This window comes from Burkholderia sp. 567, from assembly GCF_040545115.1.
GTDB lineage: Bacteria > Pseudomonadota > Gammaproteobacteria > Burkholderiales > Burkholderiaceae > Burkholderia > Burkholderia ambifaria.
The window spans coordinates 35378-50631 of record NZ_JBEPLG010000019.1; the positions used below are offsets into that span (position 1 = coordinate 35378).

Sequence of the window (15254 nt, forward strand, 5' to 3'; positions counted from 1 at the left end):
TGTGCCGGGCCGACGGTATACAGGGACCATTCGCCGATATGGTGCCCTCGTTTTCACCCGCAGCGTCGCTGCCTGCCCGACCATGACCGCCCCGACCGCCCTCAACGCCATCGAACTCCTGCAAAGCCAGTCGCTCGCGATGATCGTGCAGGACATGCTCGAGCGCGCGATCGTGTCCGGCGAATACGCGCCGGGCGAGAAGCTCAACGAAGTCGATATCGCGACCAGGCTGAACGTGTCGCGCGGCCCCGTGCGCGAAGCGTTCCGCGCGCTCGAGCAGGCCGGGCTGCTGCGCAACGAGAAGAACCGCGGCGTGACGGTGCGGGTCGTGCCGCTGCGCGAGGCCGAGGAAATCTACGAAGTGCGCGCGATGCTCGACGAGTCGGTCGCGCGTGCGCTCGCGAAGCGCATTTCGCCCGACACGCTGAAGGTGCTGAAGGGCATCATCCAGTCGATGAAGCAAGCCGCGAAGGCGCACGACGTCACGCGCTACACCGAACTGAACGTGCAGTTCCACGACGCGATGGTGGTCGGCGTCGGCAATACGCACCTCATCGATACCTATCGCCGGCTCGTGCGCCAGCTCGGGCTGCTGCGCCAGGCCGCGATCGAGGCGGAAGAGGATGCGATCGCGGTGTCCGCGGCCGAGCACGACAAGATCGTGCAGGCGCTCGCGAGCGGCGACGAGGAAAAGGCGGTCGCGCTCGTGCGCGAGCACGTCGCGCACGGCCTCGCGCGGATGCGCCGCACGCACGAGCAGGGGCTGCCCGCGGCGGGCAAGGCGGCGCGGGAGAAAGCCGAGCGCGTGTAACGCGGCTACGCAGGCCGCCGTACCAAAAGCAAAGGGACGCTTCGCAGCGTCCCTTTTTCGTTGCGCGTCACGTCATCGCATCGGCACCTCGTCACCCCTTGTCCGCCTTGCCCGCCGCGCTTGCAAACTTCGCGAGCCACGTGTCGACGGCCGCCGGCCGCCGGCTCTCGTCTTCCGCACGCTCCTTTCGGCGGATCGCATTGCGCACGACGTGCGCGCCGACATAGCGGATCGGCTCCGGCGGGAAATGGCCGAGCGGGCCGCGCACGATCGGGCTGCGCGTCCACGCGTTGTCGAGGCCGAGCACCAGCGACGACAGGATCTGCCCGCCCATGTAGGTCGGCCCGACGCCGTTGCCCGAATAGCCGAAGCCGTAGAACACGTTCGGCGCGTCGTCGAGGCGGCCGAAGAACGGGAAGCCCGTCACCGAGCGGTCCGACGGACCGTTCCAGCTCGCGGTGATCGGCACGCCGGCAAGCGACGGGAAGAAGTCGCGCAGGCTCCGCGTGAGCTGCGCCTCGTACGGCGAGCGCCGGTCGAACACCGGCGCGATGCGGCTGCGCCACGAGAACGTATTGCCGCCCTTGCCGAGCATCAGCCGACCGTCGGCCGTCGTGCGGTAGTAGTACACGAAGATCCGCGAATCGAGCACCGATACGCCGTCCACGAGCCCGGTTTTCTCGAGCAATTCCGGGCATTTTTCGGTGATGACCATGTCGCTCGACACGACGGCGATCGTGCGTTCGAACTGGGGGAAGCGGCTCGCCATCCACGCGTTGATCGCAAACACCAGCTTGCCCGCGCGCACGCTGCCCGACGGCGTGCGCACGACGGCCGGCTGCCCCGGCGTGAAGTCGACGAGCGGCGTGCGCTCGTGGATCCGGATCCCCATGTCGAGCGCGACGCGCCGCAGCCCGCGCACGAGCTTGCCTGGATGCACGGTCGCGGCGATCGGCGAGTACACGCCGTCGAGATTGCGGGCGGAGCCCGAGCGGCGCGCGACGTCGGCGGCCGGCAGCGGTTCGTAGCTGTGGATGCCGCACGCGGCGAGCGCGTCGAGCACCGGCGCGAGCGTGCCGATCTGCGCGCGCGACGTCGCCGTGTACAGCGTGCCGTCGAGCCGCAGTTCGGCATCGATGCGATGCGCACGGCAGAAGTCGGCGATGTGCTGGACGGCCGCCTCCGACGCCTTCACGAGCCGGATCGCTTCCGCTTCGCCGAACAGCCGGCGCAGCGTCAGGAATTTCGCGGACCACGTGAGCAGGCACCCGCCGTTGCGTCCGCTCGCGCCGGCGCCGCACAGGTCGGCCTCGAGTATCGCGATGTCGAGCGCCGGGTTCTGCTGCTTCGCCTGGATCGCGGTCCAGAGCCCGGTGAAGCCGCCGCCGACGATACAGACGTCGGCCTGCGTCGTGCCCTGCAGCGCGGGGGCGAGATCGCCGTCGTTGAACAGTGCTTGTTCGATCCAGAAGGGTCGCATCGGGTGTCGTGCCGGTAAGAGTCGGGTTGCCGTGCCGCGCACGGCGGGAAAACGAAAGCGAAACCGCCGCACGGCGACGCGCGGCGATTCCGCGATACGGCCGGGTGCATCGCGTCAGGCCGCCGCTTCGGAGGACACGCGCCGCACGCCCGTCGCCTTCAGCGTGTCGGCGATCGCGCCCGGAATGCCGGCTTCGCGGAAGTGGCCGATGCAGCCCACGCGGAACGTGTCGACTTCGGTCAGCTTGCCCGGATACAGAATGTAGCCGCGCTTTTTGACCTCCTGATAAAACCGTCCGCCGCGTGCGGCGAACCCGCCTTCGTCGACGTATTACGCGACAGCCGCGTCGAGCGCCGCAACCACGTGCGTCGGCGCCGTGAAGCGCCATTGCGTCGTGCGCTGCATGTACATCCGCTGGTCGTACAGATCCTCGTCGTGCTGACACTTCCTGCTTTCTGTTCTTTGCCTATTGTTGACAATCTACAAATCATCCCTTTTAATGTCAAGCACGGAAAAACCCCCCCATCGGCGCGGCGCGGGCGCCGACGACTCAACCCCTCTTCGAACCGAAAGGAATGAACGTCATGACTGAAACGCCTGTATCCGTGGAAGTGAACGGCCGTCGCTACAACTGGATGAGCCGGCCCGTGGTGGTGGTCTGCGTCGACGGCTGCGCGTATGAATATCTCGAGATGGCGGCCGAGGCCGGCGTCGCGCCGTTCCTGCGCACGCTGCTGAAGCCGGGCACGGCGCTCAAGGGCGAGTGCGTGGTGCCGAGCTTCACGAACCCGAACAACCTGTCGATTGTTACCGGCGTGCCGCCCGCGATCCACGGGATAAGCGGCAACTACTTCTACGATCGCGACACCGGCGCCGAGGTGCTGATGAACGATCCGAAGTACCTCGTCGCGCCCACCGTGCTCGCCACCTTCGCCGAGCGGGGCGCGCGCGTCGCGGTCGTCACCGCGAAGGACAAGCTGCGCCGCCTGCTCGGCAAGGGGCTCAAGGGCATCTGCTTCTCGTCGGAGAAGGCCGACGAGGCGAGCCTCTCGGAAAACGGCATCGACAACGTGCTCGAGCTGGTCGGCAAGCCGGTGCCGAGCGTGTACAGCGCCGACCTGTCGGAATTCGTGTTCGCGGCCGGCGTGCGCCTGCTCGAGACGCGGCCGATCGACCTGATGTACCTGTCGACGACCGACTACGTGCAGCACAAGTGCGCGCCCGGCACCGACGGCGCGAACGCGTTCTACCAGATGATGGACACGTATCTGAAGCGGCTCGACGAGCTCGGCGCGATCGTCGCGATTACGGCCGACCACGGGATGAACGCGAAGCACGACGGCGAGACCGGCGAGCCGAACGTGATCTACCTGCAGGAGCTGTTCGACGCGTGGCTCGGCCACGACGCGGCGCGCGTGATCCTGCCGATCACCGACCCGTACGTCGTGCATCACGGTGCGCTCGGATCGTTCGCGACCGTCTACGTGCCGGCCTCCGCCGACGTCGACGCGCTGCGTGCGCGGCTCGCCGCGGTGGACGGCATCGAGGTCGTGCTGACGGGCGCCGAAGGCTGCGCGTGCTTCGAGCTGCCGCCCGACCGGATGGGCGACCTGATCGTAATCTCGAAGCAGGACGTCGTGCTCGGCACGCGCCGCATCAAGCACGACCTGTCGGGGCTCGACGTGCCGCTGCGCTCGCACGGCGGGATCTCCGAGCAGATCGTGCCGCTGATCTTCAGCAAGCCGGTCGCGACTGACGTCACGAGCCGCGCGCGGCTGCGCAACTTCGACATCATCGACATCGCGCTCAACCATCTGCAGTGACGCGGACGCATCCGCCAGGGAGATACTCATGAACGCCATTGCAGCATCGACGGTTGCCCGCGCGCTTCATCGTGAAGCACTGCGAATCGACGGGGAAAGAATCCATCGCGACGCGGTGATCGAGGTGCGCAACCCGTACGACGGCGCGCTCGTCGGCACCGTGCCGAAGGCGACGCTCGACGACGTGCGGCGCGCGTTTGCGGTCGCGCGTGCCTACCGGCCGTCGCTCACGCGCCACGAGCGCGCGGCGATCCTGCGCCGCGCGGCCGACATCGTGCGCTCGCGCACCGCCGAGATCGCGGCGCTGATCACGGCCGAGGCCGGGTTGTGTCTGAAGGATTCGACGTATGAAGCGGGGCGCGTCGCCGACGTGCTCACGTTCGGCGCGGGCGAGGTGCTGAAGGACGACGGGCAGATCTTCTCGTGCGATCTGACGCCGCACGGCAAGAAGCGCCGCGTGTACACGCAGCGCGAGCCGCTGCTCGGCGTGATTTCCGCGATCACGCCGTTCAACCATCCGATGAACCAGGTCGCGCACAAGGTCGTGCCGTCGGTCGCGACCAACAACCGGATCGTCGTGAAGCCGTCGGAGAAGGTGCCGCTGTCGTGCTACCTGTTCGCAGACATCCTGTATGAAGCCGGCCTGCCGCCGCAGATGCTGCAGGTGCTGACCGGCGACCCGAAGGAAATCGCGGACGAGCTGATCACGAACCCGGCGATCGACCTGATCACGTTCACGGGCGGCGTGTCGATCGGCAAGTCGATCGCGGCGCGGATGGGCTACCGGCGCGCGGTGCTCGAGCTCGGCGGCAACGATCCGATCATCGTGATGGAGGATGCCGATCTCGACGAGGCGAGCACGCTCGCCGTGTCGGGCTCGTACAAGAACTCGGGGCAGCGCTGCACGGCGATCAAGCGGATGCTCGTGCACGAGGCGGTGGCCGATCGCTTCACCGAGCTGGTCGTCGAGAAAACCCGTGCGTGGGCGTACGGGAACCCGGCCGATCCGTCGGTCGACATGGGCACGGTGATCGACGAAGCGGCCGCGAAGTTCTGCGAGCAGCAGGTGAACGACGCGATTGCGCGCGGGGCGCGGCTGCTGGTCGGCAACGTGCGCGACGGTGCGCTGTACTCGCCGACCGTCGTCGATCGCGTGACGCCCGACATGCCGCTCGTGAAGTACGAGACGTTCGGCCCCGTGTCGCCGATCATGCGCTTTCGCGACATCGACGAGGCGATCCGGATGTCGAACAGCACCGACTATGCGTTGTCGTCATCGGTCTGCACGAACCGCTTCGACAGCATCACGCGCTTCATCACGGAGCTCGAGGTCGGCAGCGTGAACGTGCGCGAGGTGCCGGGCTACCGGCTCGAACTGACGCCGTTCGGCGGCGTGAAGGATTCGGGCCTCGGCTACAAGGAGGGCGTGCAGGAAGCGATGAAGAGCTTCACGAATACGAAGACTTATTCGCTGCCCTGGTAAGCGACACCGCACATTGCACCCGCGCCGATGCGCCTACCGGTCGAGCACCGCGGCGACGATCGCCTCCGGCGCATCTTCCTGGACCAGGTGACCCGCGCGCGGCACCCTGATCAGCTTGCCGTTCGCGATGCGATCGGCAAGCGCCTGCCCCTGTTCGAGCGGAATCCACCGGTCGTCCTCGCCCCAGACGATGCGCACCGGAAAGTCCGGCGGCGCGTAGCGGGCCTCCGCTTCCTCGATGTAGCGCTGGCGCATCTGCGCGATTTGCCGATAGAACGCGGCGTGGCCCCCGGGCGTGAGCCATGGCGCGCGGTAGATCGACAGCACGTCGTCGCTCAACGGCTGCGCGACCGCTTGGCCGATATAGGCCGACACGAGCGCGTGATGCGCATAGGCCGGCAATCCGGTGAACGCGGCCTCGTGCTGCGCGACGTGCCGCACGAACGGCGAGCCCTGCGGCGCGATCGCGACCGGGTTCACGAGCGTCAGGTCCGAATACGCGATGCCGTCGAGGAAATGCGCGCGCAGCACCGTCGCGCCGCCGTAGTCGTGCGCGAGCACGCGCGGGCGCGAAATCTTCCATTCGTCGAGCAGAGCGCCGAACAGCACGTTCTGCCGGCCGAGCGATACGTCCGCGTCGGGCATGTCCGACTGGCCGTAGCCGAGCAGGTCGTAGAAGAACACGCGATGGCGCCGCGCGAGCCACGGCGCGATCCGGCGCCACACCTGCGATGAAAACGGCGTGCCGTGCACGAGCACGAGCGGCGGCCCTTCGCCGAGCGTGCCCCAGGCGATCCGGTGACCTTCGAAATTGAAGCGATTGGCGAGATCGAGCATCGGTACCTCCGTGCTAACCTGTATTGGATGTTAACAGGTTACGCCGGTTCGTCCGGATATGAAACCGATAGGTGCAAATAAATGGTTACTCGATACGAGCCTGCGCGACAGGCGAATGCGTGGAGCGCGGCCGATTTCGTCGGTGGCCATCCGGCGCTCGACTTCCTGAATACGGTGGCCGACACGGGCAAGACGCGCGACGAGGACAAGCTCGTCGACTGGCCGGCCGTGCGCGCGTGGGCCGCGAAATCCGGGTTGCTGGCGGAGGCCGATCTGACACGGTTTCTGCGTCATCCGCGGCAGGACGGCGCCGACGAACTGGCTGCGCTGCACGGCTTTCGCGAGGATGCGTATGCGGCGCTCGCGTACCTGACGGCCGGCGACTGCGGCAGCCCCGGCGCGCGAGCGGCGGACCGGCTCGCCGTGGCGATTCGCGATGCGATCGGGCGCAGCACGTTCGAGGCCGTCGACGGCCGCTTCGCGTGGCGCCCCGATGCGCGCGCCGCGTCGCGCTGGATCGACGCGGCCGCGCTTGGGTTCGAGCATCTGCTGCGCGGTGACGATTTCGCGCGCGTGCGGCAGTGCGGCCGCTGTACGTGGTTCTTCGTCGATCGCGGCCGCGGCGTCGGGCGACGCTGGTGCGACATGCGTACGTGCGGAAACCGCGCGAAGGTGGAGGCGTTCAGGGAGCGGTGAGGCGGGGGCAGCGGCGTCGCCGGCCCGGTTCGTTGTTGGTCATTCGGCGATTTCGTGCGGCCGATGGTCGGGCCACAGGGTGCCGGCAATGAACAACCCTGCCACCAGGAACGGCGCGCCGATCGCGAACAGGATCGCCGTGAGCGCCCACCGGTCCCAGAACCGGTCGACGAGCGCGCGCTCGGGCGTGACGGGGTCGTACAGCACGTCGACGATCTCGCCTTCGTACAGCCCGGGATTCGATGACGCCGAGCCTTGCGCGAACGTGACCTGGCGGCCGCTGTCGGTCGTGAACGCGACGCGCACCGAGTAGAGCGACGTGCGGGCGGGAGGCGAGTGGGCCGTTTCGGCGATCTCGACGACATGGCCGGTCGAGCGCGCGTAATGGCGGTCGATCTGCCACTGGCGAAGCCCGACAGCGCCGGCGCCGGCCAGGAAACCGGTGCCGATCGCGATCGGGATCAGCACGATCGCGATGTTCCAGCGGCGCCGGATCGCCTTGCGGTCGGCCGGTGCGGAAAACGCGTCGGCTTGCCGGCTGCGGCGCTCGTTCACGTACAGCAGGCTGCCGATCGCAAGCGACGCGAGCGCGAGCAGGGCGGGCACCGCGACGGGAAACCAGCGTTGCGCGAAATCGTCGATCAGCGCGGGACGGTTCGGATGGTCGGGGTCGACCAGGACGTCGACGCTTTCGCCGATGTCGTAAGCCGGGACCATCGACGCGGTATTGCCGGCGACTTCGCGGCGCCGGCCGTCGTTCGCGAGATAGGCGACGATCGGGCGATATGCACGCATCGCGTCGCTGTCCTGCACGATGCGCACGACCGTGCCCGGCGCGCGGACCAGATGGCCGGCCGCGCCGCCCGCGGTGACGGCGAGCGCGGCCGCGGCCACGAGCAGCGCAATGCCGAGCGCGAACGCGACGAGTGCGTCCTTACGCAGCATGACCGGCTTCGCTTCGTGCGTCGTGTGATGCATCCGGATGCGATCGGGTGGAGGGTGCGACTCGACGTGCGCACCGATATCGGCGTGACCATGGCCTCTGAATGGTCGCGTCTCGCTCACATGATTCCATGTTCGACGTCCCATGCTCTCTCAGTGCCGGCGGGGATACGGCGATCACCGTGCCGGTTATGTGATATTTGTCGGACGATTCTAGCGGGAAAGCGCAGAAGCGGGGCATGTATGTATGCGCATGCCGTGATGCGGGAGAGCCGGGCGGGCGCCGGAAATGGAAAAAGCCCGGTTAGCTTTCGCTAACCGGGCTTCGGAATTCCTGGTGGGGCGTGAGTGACTCGAACACTCGACCTACGGATTAAGAGTCCGCTGCTCTACCAACTGAGCTAACGCCCCCAACAGAAGAAAGATTATGCACGGGTATTCCGGTCTTTGCAACACCTTTCTGCGAATTTCCTGAAAATATTTCGTCACCCCGACCGCTGCCGTCCGTGCGGCGGCGAGCGATCGCAGTTGGCGCGCTCCCGGTATGATGACGTCCACACCTGTTGCGCGGCGGTCGCGCAACGTTTTCTGGACATTCGAAGATGGACGAAAACGCAGTCCGCGAATTGCTGGATCGCCTGCTGGCCCCGTGGGTCCGCTCGCTCGGTCTGGTCCCCGTATCGATCGGCGACGACAGCGTGACGATGCGTCTGCCGTTTTCCGGCGAATTCCGTCATTCGGGCGGCATCATCTGCGGCCAGGTGTTCACGGCCGCCGCCGACACCGCGATGGTGGTCGCGATCTCGGTCTCGCTCGGCGAATTCCGGCCGATGACGACCGTATCGCTGAACACGAACTTCATGCGTCCGGTGCGCAAGGGCGACGTGCTCGTCACCGCGCGCGTGCTGCGGATGGGCCGCAACCTGGTATTCGGCGAAGTCGAACTGTTCGACGAGGACGGCAAGATGGCCGTTCACGCGACGTCGACCTACGCGCTCGTCAGCTGAGCGGCGCGATGTTCGACCAGATCGTGTTCGCGGGAGGCGGCAATCGCTGCTGGTGGCAGGCCGGCTTCTGGGATGTCGCGCAGCCGGCGCTCGGCTTGCGCCCGCGCGTGATCGCCGGCATCTCGGCCGGCGCGGCGACCGCCTGCATGCTGTATACGCGCGACGCCGCGTGGGTGATGCGCTATTACGAGGACGCGCTGCGCCACAACCGCAAGAACGCATACTGGGGCAACCTGTTCGGGCGCGAGCCCGTGTTTCCGCATTACCGGATCTACCGCCAGGCGCTGCTCGACATCTACGGCGAGCCGTTCGCGCAACTCGCCGACGCGCCGGAGATCCGCATCGGCGTGTCGCACGTGCCGCGCTGGCTCGGCGCGCGCAGCGCGGTCGCCGCGGGCCTCGTCGCTTACAACATCGAAAAGTACGTGCGCAAGACGCTGCACCCGACGCTCGGGCGCACGCTCGGCTTCCGGCCCGAGTTCGTGCGCGCGCAGGCCTGCACGAGCGTCGACGAACTCGCCGACCTGATCCTGCAGTCGTCGTGCACACCGCCGTTCACGCCGGTGCTGCGTCGCGGCGGCCGGCCGGTGCTCGACGGCGGCATGGTCGACAACGTGCCGGTCGGCGCGCTCGATCCGTCGCCGGGCGACGTGCTGGTGCTTGTCACGCGGCTGTATCCGCGCCCGCAGATGTTTACGGTCGCGCACGGCGAGCAGCGGCGGCTATATGTACAACCGTCGAGCAAGGTGCCGATTTCGAGCTGGGATTACACGAGTCCGTCGCAGATGCGGCATGCGTACGACCTCGGGCGGCGCGACGGCGAGCATTTCCTCACGCGCGTCGACGCGATGACAGGCGGCCGCGTGGCCGCCTGAAGGCGGGAATGGAGAAATGGGGCCGCGCGGCGTGCGCGGCCCGCGCCGGTCAGCGCACGCGGCGCGGCGTCAGCGCTTCCGGGTTGACCACGCTCGACATGTCGCCCTGGTCGAACGCGAGAATGTTCCGGAACGCCGCGCTGAAATAGAGCTCGTAGCTTTCGCGTTCGACGTAGCCGATGTGCGGCGTGCAGATCACGTTTTCCATCCGCAGCAGGCTGTAGCCTTGCAGGATCGGCTCGCTTTCGAACACGTCGATCGCGACCATCCCCGGACGATTGTGCGACAGCGCGTTCACGAGCGCGTTTTCCTCGAGCAGCTCCGCGCGGCTCGTGTTGACGAGCAGCGACGTCGGCTTCATCCGCATCAGGTCTTCCTGCTTGACGATCCCGCGCGTGTCGTCGTGCATGCGCAAGTGCAGCGACAGCACGTCGCTCTGCTCGAACAGCGCTTCGCGGCTCTCGGCGGCCGTGTAGCCGTCGGCGCGCGCGGCCTCGAGTGAATGCTCGCGGCCCCAGATCAGCACGTTCATCCCGAACGCCTTGCCATAGCCGGCGACCAGCCGGCCGATCTTGCCGTAGCCCCAGATGCCGAGCGTCTGGCCGCGCAGCACCTGGCCCAGGCCGAAGTTCGGCGGCATGGCCGACGTCTTCAGGCCCGACTGCTGCCACGCACCCTGCTTCAGGTTCGCGACGTATTGCGGAATGCGGCGCTGGGCGGCCATCACGAGCGCCCAGGTCAGTTCGGCCGGCGCGACCGGCGAACCCGTGCCTTCGAGCACCGCGATGCCGCGGTCGGTACACGCTTCGAGGTCGATGTGGGTCGAGATTCGGCCGGTCTGGCTGATCATGCGCAGGTTCGGCAGCTTGGCGAGCAGTTGCGACGAAATCGGCGTGCGCTCGCGAATCAGCACGAGCGCCTCGACTTCCGCGAGACGGCTCGCGAGCTGCCCCAGGCCGCGCACCGTGTTGTTGAAGACCTTCACGTCATGCTCGGCGAGCATCTCGAAGCAGTTCAGCTTGCGGACGGCGTCCTGGTAGTCGTCGAGAATGGCAATTTTCATGATCAGCGGGAGTCGCGCGTTGAAAGCGGCGGCGGTGGCGGCGGCGCACGTGCGGCGCACCCGTCCCGCCCGGCCGGGGCCGACATGATGCTACGTCGGTGTCCGTCGTGGTGTCTTTTTAACAGGTTGTTACGCTCCGCCGCAATCGCGCCCGCCTGATGCGGCGCCGCTCCCATGTCAGGAGCCGGGGTGCGCTGTTGTGTCGCACCAAATACGTCCTTTCTGATTCGACCGTTTACCCGCCGAGGTTCACCCAATTGTTGCTTCGATCAGAATAATTGGATCATCCGTTCGCGATGAGTGAGGATTTTTGACTATTTTTATCGTCAACGACCACCTTGTTGAGCAACTCTGCATCATTTCCGTTGTCGTAGGAGAATTACGCATAGGCTTCAACTTTTTGAAGTTGTAACAGCGGCAGGAGTCGTTTATGGATCATTTGCAGTCGATGCGCGTGTTCGTCAAGGTTGCGGATCTCGGCAGTTTCGCGCGGGCCGCGAGTGCTATGGATATCTCCAATGCGGTCGCGACGCGTCACGTCGCCGATCTGGAGGGCCGCCTCGGCACACGGTTGCTGAACCGCACCACCCGCAGCCTTTCGCTGACGGAGTCGGGCCAGGTCTATCTGGAGCGGGCGCGCCAGATTCTCGATGAGCTCGAGGATGTCGAACAGATGGTCGTCGCGCGCAATCACGAGCCGGTCGGCACGTTGCGCATCGTCGCGCCGGTCGTGTTCGGCCTGCATAACCTTGCGCCGGTCCTGCAGTCGTACACGGAGAATTTCCCGAAAGTCGTGCCGGATCTGACGCTGGTCGACCGCCAGGTCGATCTCGTCGAGGAAGGTTTCGACGTCGGCATCGTCGTCACGCGCCAGATGCGCAGCGCGAGCATCGTCACGCGGCGCCTGACCACGGGCTGCATGACCGTGTGCGCGACGCCGAGCTATCTGGAAAAGCATGGCGTGCCGACTCATCCGGAACAACTCGCCGAGCACCCGGCGCTGAGCCTGCCGACCGAATACTGGGGCGACGAGCGTGTGTTCACGGGGCCCGACGGCGAAGTGCGCGTGCGCCCGACCAACGTGATCGTCGCGAACAACACCGCGATGCTGCGCCAGTTCGCGCTGCTCGGGATGGGCGTCGCGATCCTGCCGAGCTACCTGATCGGCGGCGACATCGCGCGCGGTGCGCTGGTGCGGTTGCTGCCGGATTTCCGGCTGCCGCAGGTCGAGATCAACATTGCATACCCGAGCCGGCGCCATCTGCCCGCGAAGGTGCGCACGTTCATCGACCACCTCGTCGAATATTTCAGCCACGCGACCGACGCGGTGATTGGCGAACAATGGGCCGCACAGAGTGCGATGCCGGCGCCGATCGGCGTCGAGATGCGTGCCGAGCAGCCCGAATCGACCGACCCGAACCTGCAGCCGCGCGTCGCGCGCTCGGCGCGCCCGCGCGTCGCGGTGCCGTCGCCGCTGTAACGGCGCGGCGGCCGCGCACTGACGCGGCCCCCGGCGCCAAAAGAAAAAACGCGGATCGAGCGATCGATCCGCGTTTTTTTATCGCCGTTTGACCGGCGTGCGACGCGCCGGGGATGTCCCGGCGGCCGGGTCGTTACGAGCCCGTCTTGCGCGCCGTCGTCTTGCGGGCGGCGGTCTTGCGGGCCGGTGCCGGTTTCTCGTCGGCGCCTTCGGTCACGGTTTCGGCATCCTTCGTCGCCGATTTTGCCGTCTTCTTCGCGGCGGCAGCCTTCGGCTCCTTCTTTTCGAACTCGAAACCGATCTTGCCGTCCGGCTGCTTCACGAGGAACGCCTTGAAGTTGCGGCCCGTGCGCGACGACTTGAAGTTCGGCATCAGATCCGTGCGACCGTCGGCGAGCAGCTTGGCCATCTGATCGCGCGTGATTTCCTGCTGCAGGATCACCTTGCCCGAACGGAAGTCGCAGGTCTTCGGATTCGCGACCGAGTGCTCGCACACATAGCTCATCCCGTGCTCGAACACGCGGCCGTTGCATTTCGGGCACGCGCCGACCGGTTCCTGCTCGGAGAAGTCGGGCGCCTCGCCTTCCTCGCCGCCCTGGTCCTGGCCGAAGTCGAACTCGAGCTTGTAGTTCTTCGTTTCGTCGTCGAACGAGAGCTTCAGGATCGCCGAGAACGGACGGCCCATCTTGCTGCGGAAACCGGACAGCGGACCGATGGTCTTCTGCTGCAGCAGTTCCTCGACTTCCGCGATCTCGAACTGCCGGCTGCCCGGAATCTTCGAGATCGAGAACTCGCACTTCGTGCACGCGAAGCGCCGGTAGTTTTCCTTCACCTGGCCGCCGCAGTTCGGGCACGGCGTCTGGAGCGTCGCGTAATCGCCGGGGATCGTGTCGGAATCGTATTCCTTCGCGCGCTTGACGATCTGCTGCGTCATGCGGGCGATTTCCTGCATGAACGCATCGCGGCCGAGGTTGCCGCGCTCCATCTGCGACAGCTTGTATTCCCATTCGCCGGTGAGCTCGGGCGCGGTCAGTTCCTTCACGCCGAGCCCGCGCAGCAGCGTCATCAGCTGGAATGCCTTCGCGGTCGGGATCAGCTCGCGGCCTTCGCGGACGAGATACTTCTCGCCCAGCAGGCCTTCGATGATCGCCGCGCGCGTGGCCGGTGTGCCGAGGCCCTTCGCGGCCATCGCCTCGCGCAGTTCGTCGTCCTCGACGAGCTTGCCGGCGCCTTCCATCGCGGACAGCAGCGTCGCTTCCGAGTAGCGTGCGGGCGGCTTGGTGACGAGCGCGACGGCGGCGATCTCGTCCGTCTTCACCTTCTCGTCCTTCTGCACCGGCACGAGGTTCGCGTCCGCGCCTTCGGCGTCGCGGCCGTACACCTGCAGCCAGCCCGGCTCGACGAGCACCTTGCCTTCGGTCTTGAAGTGATGGCCGGCGACTTCGGTGATCCGCGTCGTGACACGGAATTCGGCCGCCGGGAAGAACACCGCGAGGAAGCGCTTCACGACCATGTCGTACAGCTTCTGCTCCGGCTCGGACAGCGACTTCGGCGCCTGCAGCGTCGGGATGATGGCGAAGTGGTCGCTGATCTTCGAGTTGTCGAAGATCCGCTTGTTCGGCTTCACCCAGCCCTGGTCCAGCACCCGCTTCGCATGCGGCAGGTAGTTGTGGCTCTCCTTGAGCATCTCGAGCGTCGACTGCACCGTCGAAATGTAGTCTTCCGGCAGCGCGCGTGCGTCGGTACGCGGGTACGTCAGCACCTTGTGCTTTTCATACAGCGCCTGCGCGAGGCCGAGCGTGTTCTTCGCGGAGAAGCCGAAGCGGCTGTTCGCCTCGCGCTGCAGGCTCGTCAGGTCGAACAGCAGCGGCGACAGCTGGGTCGACGGCTTCGATTCCTCGGAGACCGTGCCGACCTGGTCGCGGCATGCGGCGACGATGGTTTCGGCGGCCGGCAGGCTCCACAGGCGCGAGTCGCGCCTTTCCGGATCGAACTCGTCCCGCTTGAATTTCGGGTCGTACCACTTGCCTTCGTAGAAGCCGTTCGCGCAGGCGAACGCGGCCTTCACTTCCCAGTAGTCGCGCGGGACGAAGCGGCGGATTTTCTCTTCACGTTCGACGACGATCGACAGCGTTGGCGTCTGAACGCGGCCGACGGTCGTCAGGAAGAAGCCGCCGCCCTTGCTGTTGAACGCCGTCATCGCACGGGTGCCGTTGATCCCGACGAGCCAGTCGGCTTCCGAGCGGCAGCGGGCGGCGTCGGCGAGCGGCTGCATGTCGGTGTCGCTGCGCAGGTGCGCGAAACCGTCGCGAATCGCCTGCGGCGTCATCGACTGCAGCCAGAGGCGCTGGACCGGCTGCTTCGCCTTCGCGTGCTGGACGATCAGGCGGAAAATCAGTTCGCCCTCGCGCCCCGCGTCACATGCGTTGATCAGGCGGTCGACGTCCTTGCGCTTCATCAGCTTGGTAAGGACCTTCAGGCGCGATTCGCTTTTTGCGATCGGGTTGAGGTCGAAATGCGGGGGGATGACGGGCAGATGGGCGAAGCTCCATTTGCCGCGCTTGACCTCGTACTCTTCCGGGGCGGCGATTTCCAGCAGGTGGCCGACCGCGGACGAAAGGACGAATTCGTCGCTTTCGAAGTATTCGTCATGCTTGGTAAAGCCGCCCAAAGCGCGCGCGATGTCGTTCGCGACAGAAGGCTTTTCCGCAATGATCAGAGCTTTGGACATGACAGGTGTGTGTTGGTAGACCGGGT

At 66.5% G+C, this 15254-nt stretch carries 12 protein-coding genes, 1 tRNA gene and 1 pseudogene; 7 read left to right on the top strand and 7 right to left on the bottom strand.

What is annotated here, in order from left to right; translation table 11 throughout:
- Positions 1-82: 82 nt before the first annotated feature.
- Positions 83-811 carry a phosphonate utilization associated transcriptional regulator gene (locus ABIC50_RS33585; protein WP_175699602.1) on the top strand — a complete coding sequence of 243 codons (729 nt, stop codon included), beginning with the start codon at positions 83-85 and terminating at the stop codon, positions 809-811.
- A gap of 91 nt (positions 812-902) precedes the next feature.
- Here the strand turns inward: ABIC50_RS33585 and ABIC50_RS33590 are convergent, their stop codons facing one another.
- Both ABIC50_RS33590 and ABIC50_RS33595 read right to left on the bottom strand, forming a co-directional pair.
- Positions 903-2291 (bottom strand): FAD-dependent oxidoreductase, encoded by a 1389-nt coding sequence (locus ABIC50_RS33590; protein ID WP_354169168.1) that lies wholly within the window; start codon positions 2289-2291, stop codon positions 903-905.
- 114 nt (positions 2292-2405) lie between these two features.
- Positions 2406-2756 (bottom strand): annotated as a pseudogene (locus tag ABIC50_RS33595) (2-aminoethylphosphonate--pyruvate transaminase); the annotation flags it as partial.
- Between the two features lie 119 nt (positions 2757-2875).
- On the opposite strand from ABIC50_RS33595, the gene phnA reads away from it, so the two are divergent.
- Entirely contained in the window at positions 2876-4114 is a 1239-nt protein-coding gene (gene phnA, locus ABIC50_RS33600) for a phosphonoacetate hydrolase (protein WP_354169171.1), read from the top strand.
- Positions 4115-4142: 28 nt separating this feature from the next.
- The gene (phnY, locus tag ABIC50_RS33605; RefSeq protein WP_354169173.1) at positions 4143-5597 is read left to right on the top strand and encodes a phosphonoacetaldehyde dehydrogenase; all 1455 of its coding nucleotides are present in this window, start codon (positions 4143-4145) and stop codon (positions 5595-5597) included.
- 33 nt (positions 5598-5630) lie between these two features.
- On the opposite strand, the gene ABIC50_RS33610 is transcribed toward phnY, so the two are convergent.
- Positions 5631-6434 carry an alpha/beta fold hydrolase gene (locus ABIC50_RS33610; RefSeq protein WP_354169175.1) on the bottom strand — a complete coding sequence of 268 codons (804 nt, stop codon included), beginning with the start codon at positions 6432-6434 and terminating at the stop codon, positions 5631-5633.
- Positions 6435-6515: 81 nt separating this feature from the next.
- Here ABIC50_RS33610 and ABIC50_RS33615 point away from each other — a divergent pair, with 81 nt between their 5' ends.
- Positions 6516-7130, top strand: coding sequence for a CGNR zinc finger domain-containing protein (locus ABIC50_RS33615; protein ID WP_354169177.1), 615 nt, complete (start codon positions 6516-6518; stop codon positions 7128-7130).
- Positions 7131-7169: 39 nt separating this feature from the next.
- Here ABIC50_RS33615 and ABIC50_RS33620 read toward each other — a convergent pair whose 3' ends face one another.
- Together ABIC50_RS33620 and ABIC50_RS33625 are read right to left on the bottom strand one after the other, a co-directional pair.
- The gene (locus tag ABIC50_RS33620) at positions 7170-8219 is read right to left on the bottom strand and encodes a DUF3592 domain-containing protein (protein WP_354169180.1); all 1050 of its coding nucleotides are present in this window, start codon (positions 8217-8219) and stop codon (positions 7170-7172) included.
- Positions 8220-8407: 188 nt separating this feature from the next.
- A tRNA-Lys gene (locus ABIC50_RS33625) sits at positions 8408-8483 on the bottom strand.
- A gap of 191 nt (positions 8484-8674) precedes the next feature.
- Between ABIC50_RS33625 and ABIC50_RS33630 the strand changes: the two genes are divergently transcribed.
- Together ABIC50_RS33630 and ABIC50_RS33635 are read left to right on the top strand one after the other, a co-directional pair.
- Positions 8675-9079 (top strand): PaaI family thioesterase, encoded by a 405-nt coding sequence (locus ABIC50_RS33630; RefSeq protein ID WP_011658242.1) that lies wholly within the window; start codon positions 8675-8677, stop codon positions 9077-9079.
- Between the two features lie 8 nt (positions 9080-9087).
- Positions 9088-9954, top strand: coding sequence for a patatin-like phospholipase family protein (locus ABIC50_RS33635; protein WP_011658241.1), 867 nt, complete (start codon positions 9088-9090; stop codon positions 9952-9954).
- Between the two features lie 49 nt (positions 9955-10003).
- Here the strand turns inward: ABIC50_RS33635 and ABIC50_RS33640 are convergent, their stop codons facing one another.
- Positions 10004-11017, bottom strand: coding sequence for a D-2-hydroxyacid dehydrogenase family protein (locus ABIC50_RS33640; protein ID WP_011658240.1), 1014 nt, complete (start codon positions 11015-11017; stop codon positions 10004-10006).
- Between the two features lie 430 nt (positions 11018-11447).
- On the opposite strand from ABIC50_RS33640, the gene ABIC50_RS33645 reads away from it, so the two are divergent.
- Complete coding sequence (locus ABIC50_RS33645; protein ID WP_011658239.1) at positions 11448-12497, top strand: transcriptional regulator GvmR; 1050 nt, start codon at positions 11448-11450, stop codon at positions 12495-12497.
- A gap of 133 nt (positions 12498-12630) precedes the next feature.
- On the opposite strand, the gene ABIC50_RS33650 is transcribed toward ABIC50_RS33645, so the two are convergent.
- Positions 12631-15228 carry a DNA topoisomerase III gene (locus ABIC50_RS33650; protein WP_011658238.1) on the bottom strand — a complete coding sequence of 866 codons (2598 nt, stop codon included), beginning with the start codon at positions 15226-15228 and terminating at the stop codon, positions 12631-12633.
- Positions 15229-15254 lie beyond the last annotated feature (26 nt).

What these genes read in the sequence shown, in the direction of transcription:
- ABIC50_RS33585 (WP_175699602.1), top strand. Translation starts at nt 83, where the DNA reads ATGACCGCCCCGACCGCCCTCAACGCCATCGAACTCCTGCAAAGCCAG.
- ABIC50_RS33590 (WP_354169168.1), bottom strand. Translation starts at nt 2,291, where the DNA reads ATGCGACCCTTCTGGATCGAACAAGCACTGTTCAACGACGGCGATCTC.
- phnA (WP_354169171.1), top strand. Translation starts at nt 2,876, where the DNA reads ATGACTGAAACGCCTGTATCCGTGGAAGTGAACGGCCGTCGCTACAAC.
- phnY (WP_354169173.1), top strand. Translation starts at nt 4,143, where the DNA reads ATGAACGCCATTGCAGCATCGACGGTTGCCCGCGCGCTTCATCGTGAA.
- ABIC50_RS33610 (WP_354169175.1), bottom strand. Translation starts at nt 6,434, where the DNA reads ATGCTCGATCTCGCCAATCGCTTCAATTTCGAAGGTCACCGGATCGCC.
- ABIC50_RS33615 (WP_354169177.1), top strand. Translation starts at nt 6,516, where the DNA reads ATGGTTACTCGATACGAGCCTGCGCGACAGGCGAATGCGTGGAGCGCG.
- ABIC50_RS33620 (WP_354169180.1), bottom strand. Translation starts at nt 8,219, where the DNA reads ATGGGACGTCGAACATGGAATCATGTGAGCGAGACGCGACCATTCAGA.
- ABIC50_RS33630 (WP_011658242.1), top strand. Translation starts at nt 8,675, where the DNA reads ATGGACGAAAACGCAGTCCGCGAATTGCTGGATCGCCTGCTGGCCCCG.
- ABIC50_RS33635 (WP_011658241.1), top strand. Translation starts at nt 9,088, where the DNA reads ATGTTCGACCAGATCGTGTTCGCGGGAGGCGGCAATCGCTGCTGGTGG.
- ABIC50_RS33640 (WP_011658240.1), bottom strand. Translation starts at nt 11,017, where the DNA reads ATGAAAATTGCCATTCTCGACGACTACCAGGACGCCGTCCGCAAGCTG.
- ABIC50_RS33645 (WP_011658239.1), top strand. Translation starts at nt 11,448, where the DNA reads ATGGATCATTTGCAGTCGATGCGCGTGTTCGTCAAGGTTGCGGATCTC.
- ABIC50_RS33650 (WP_011658238.1), bottom strand. Translation starts at nt 15,228, where the DNA reads ATGTCCAAAGCTCTGATCATTGCGGAAAAGCCTTCTGTCGCGAACGAC.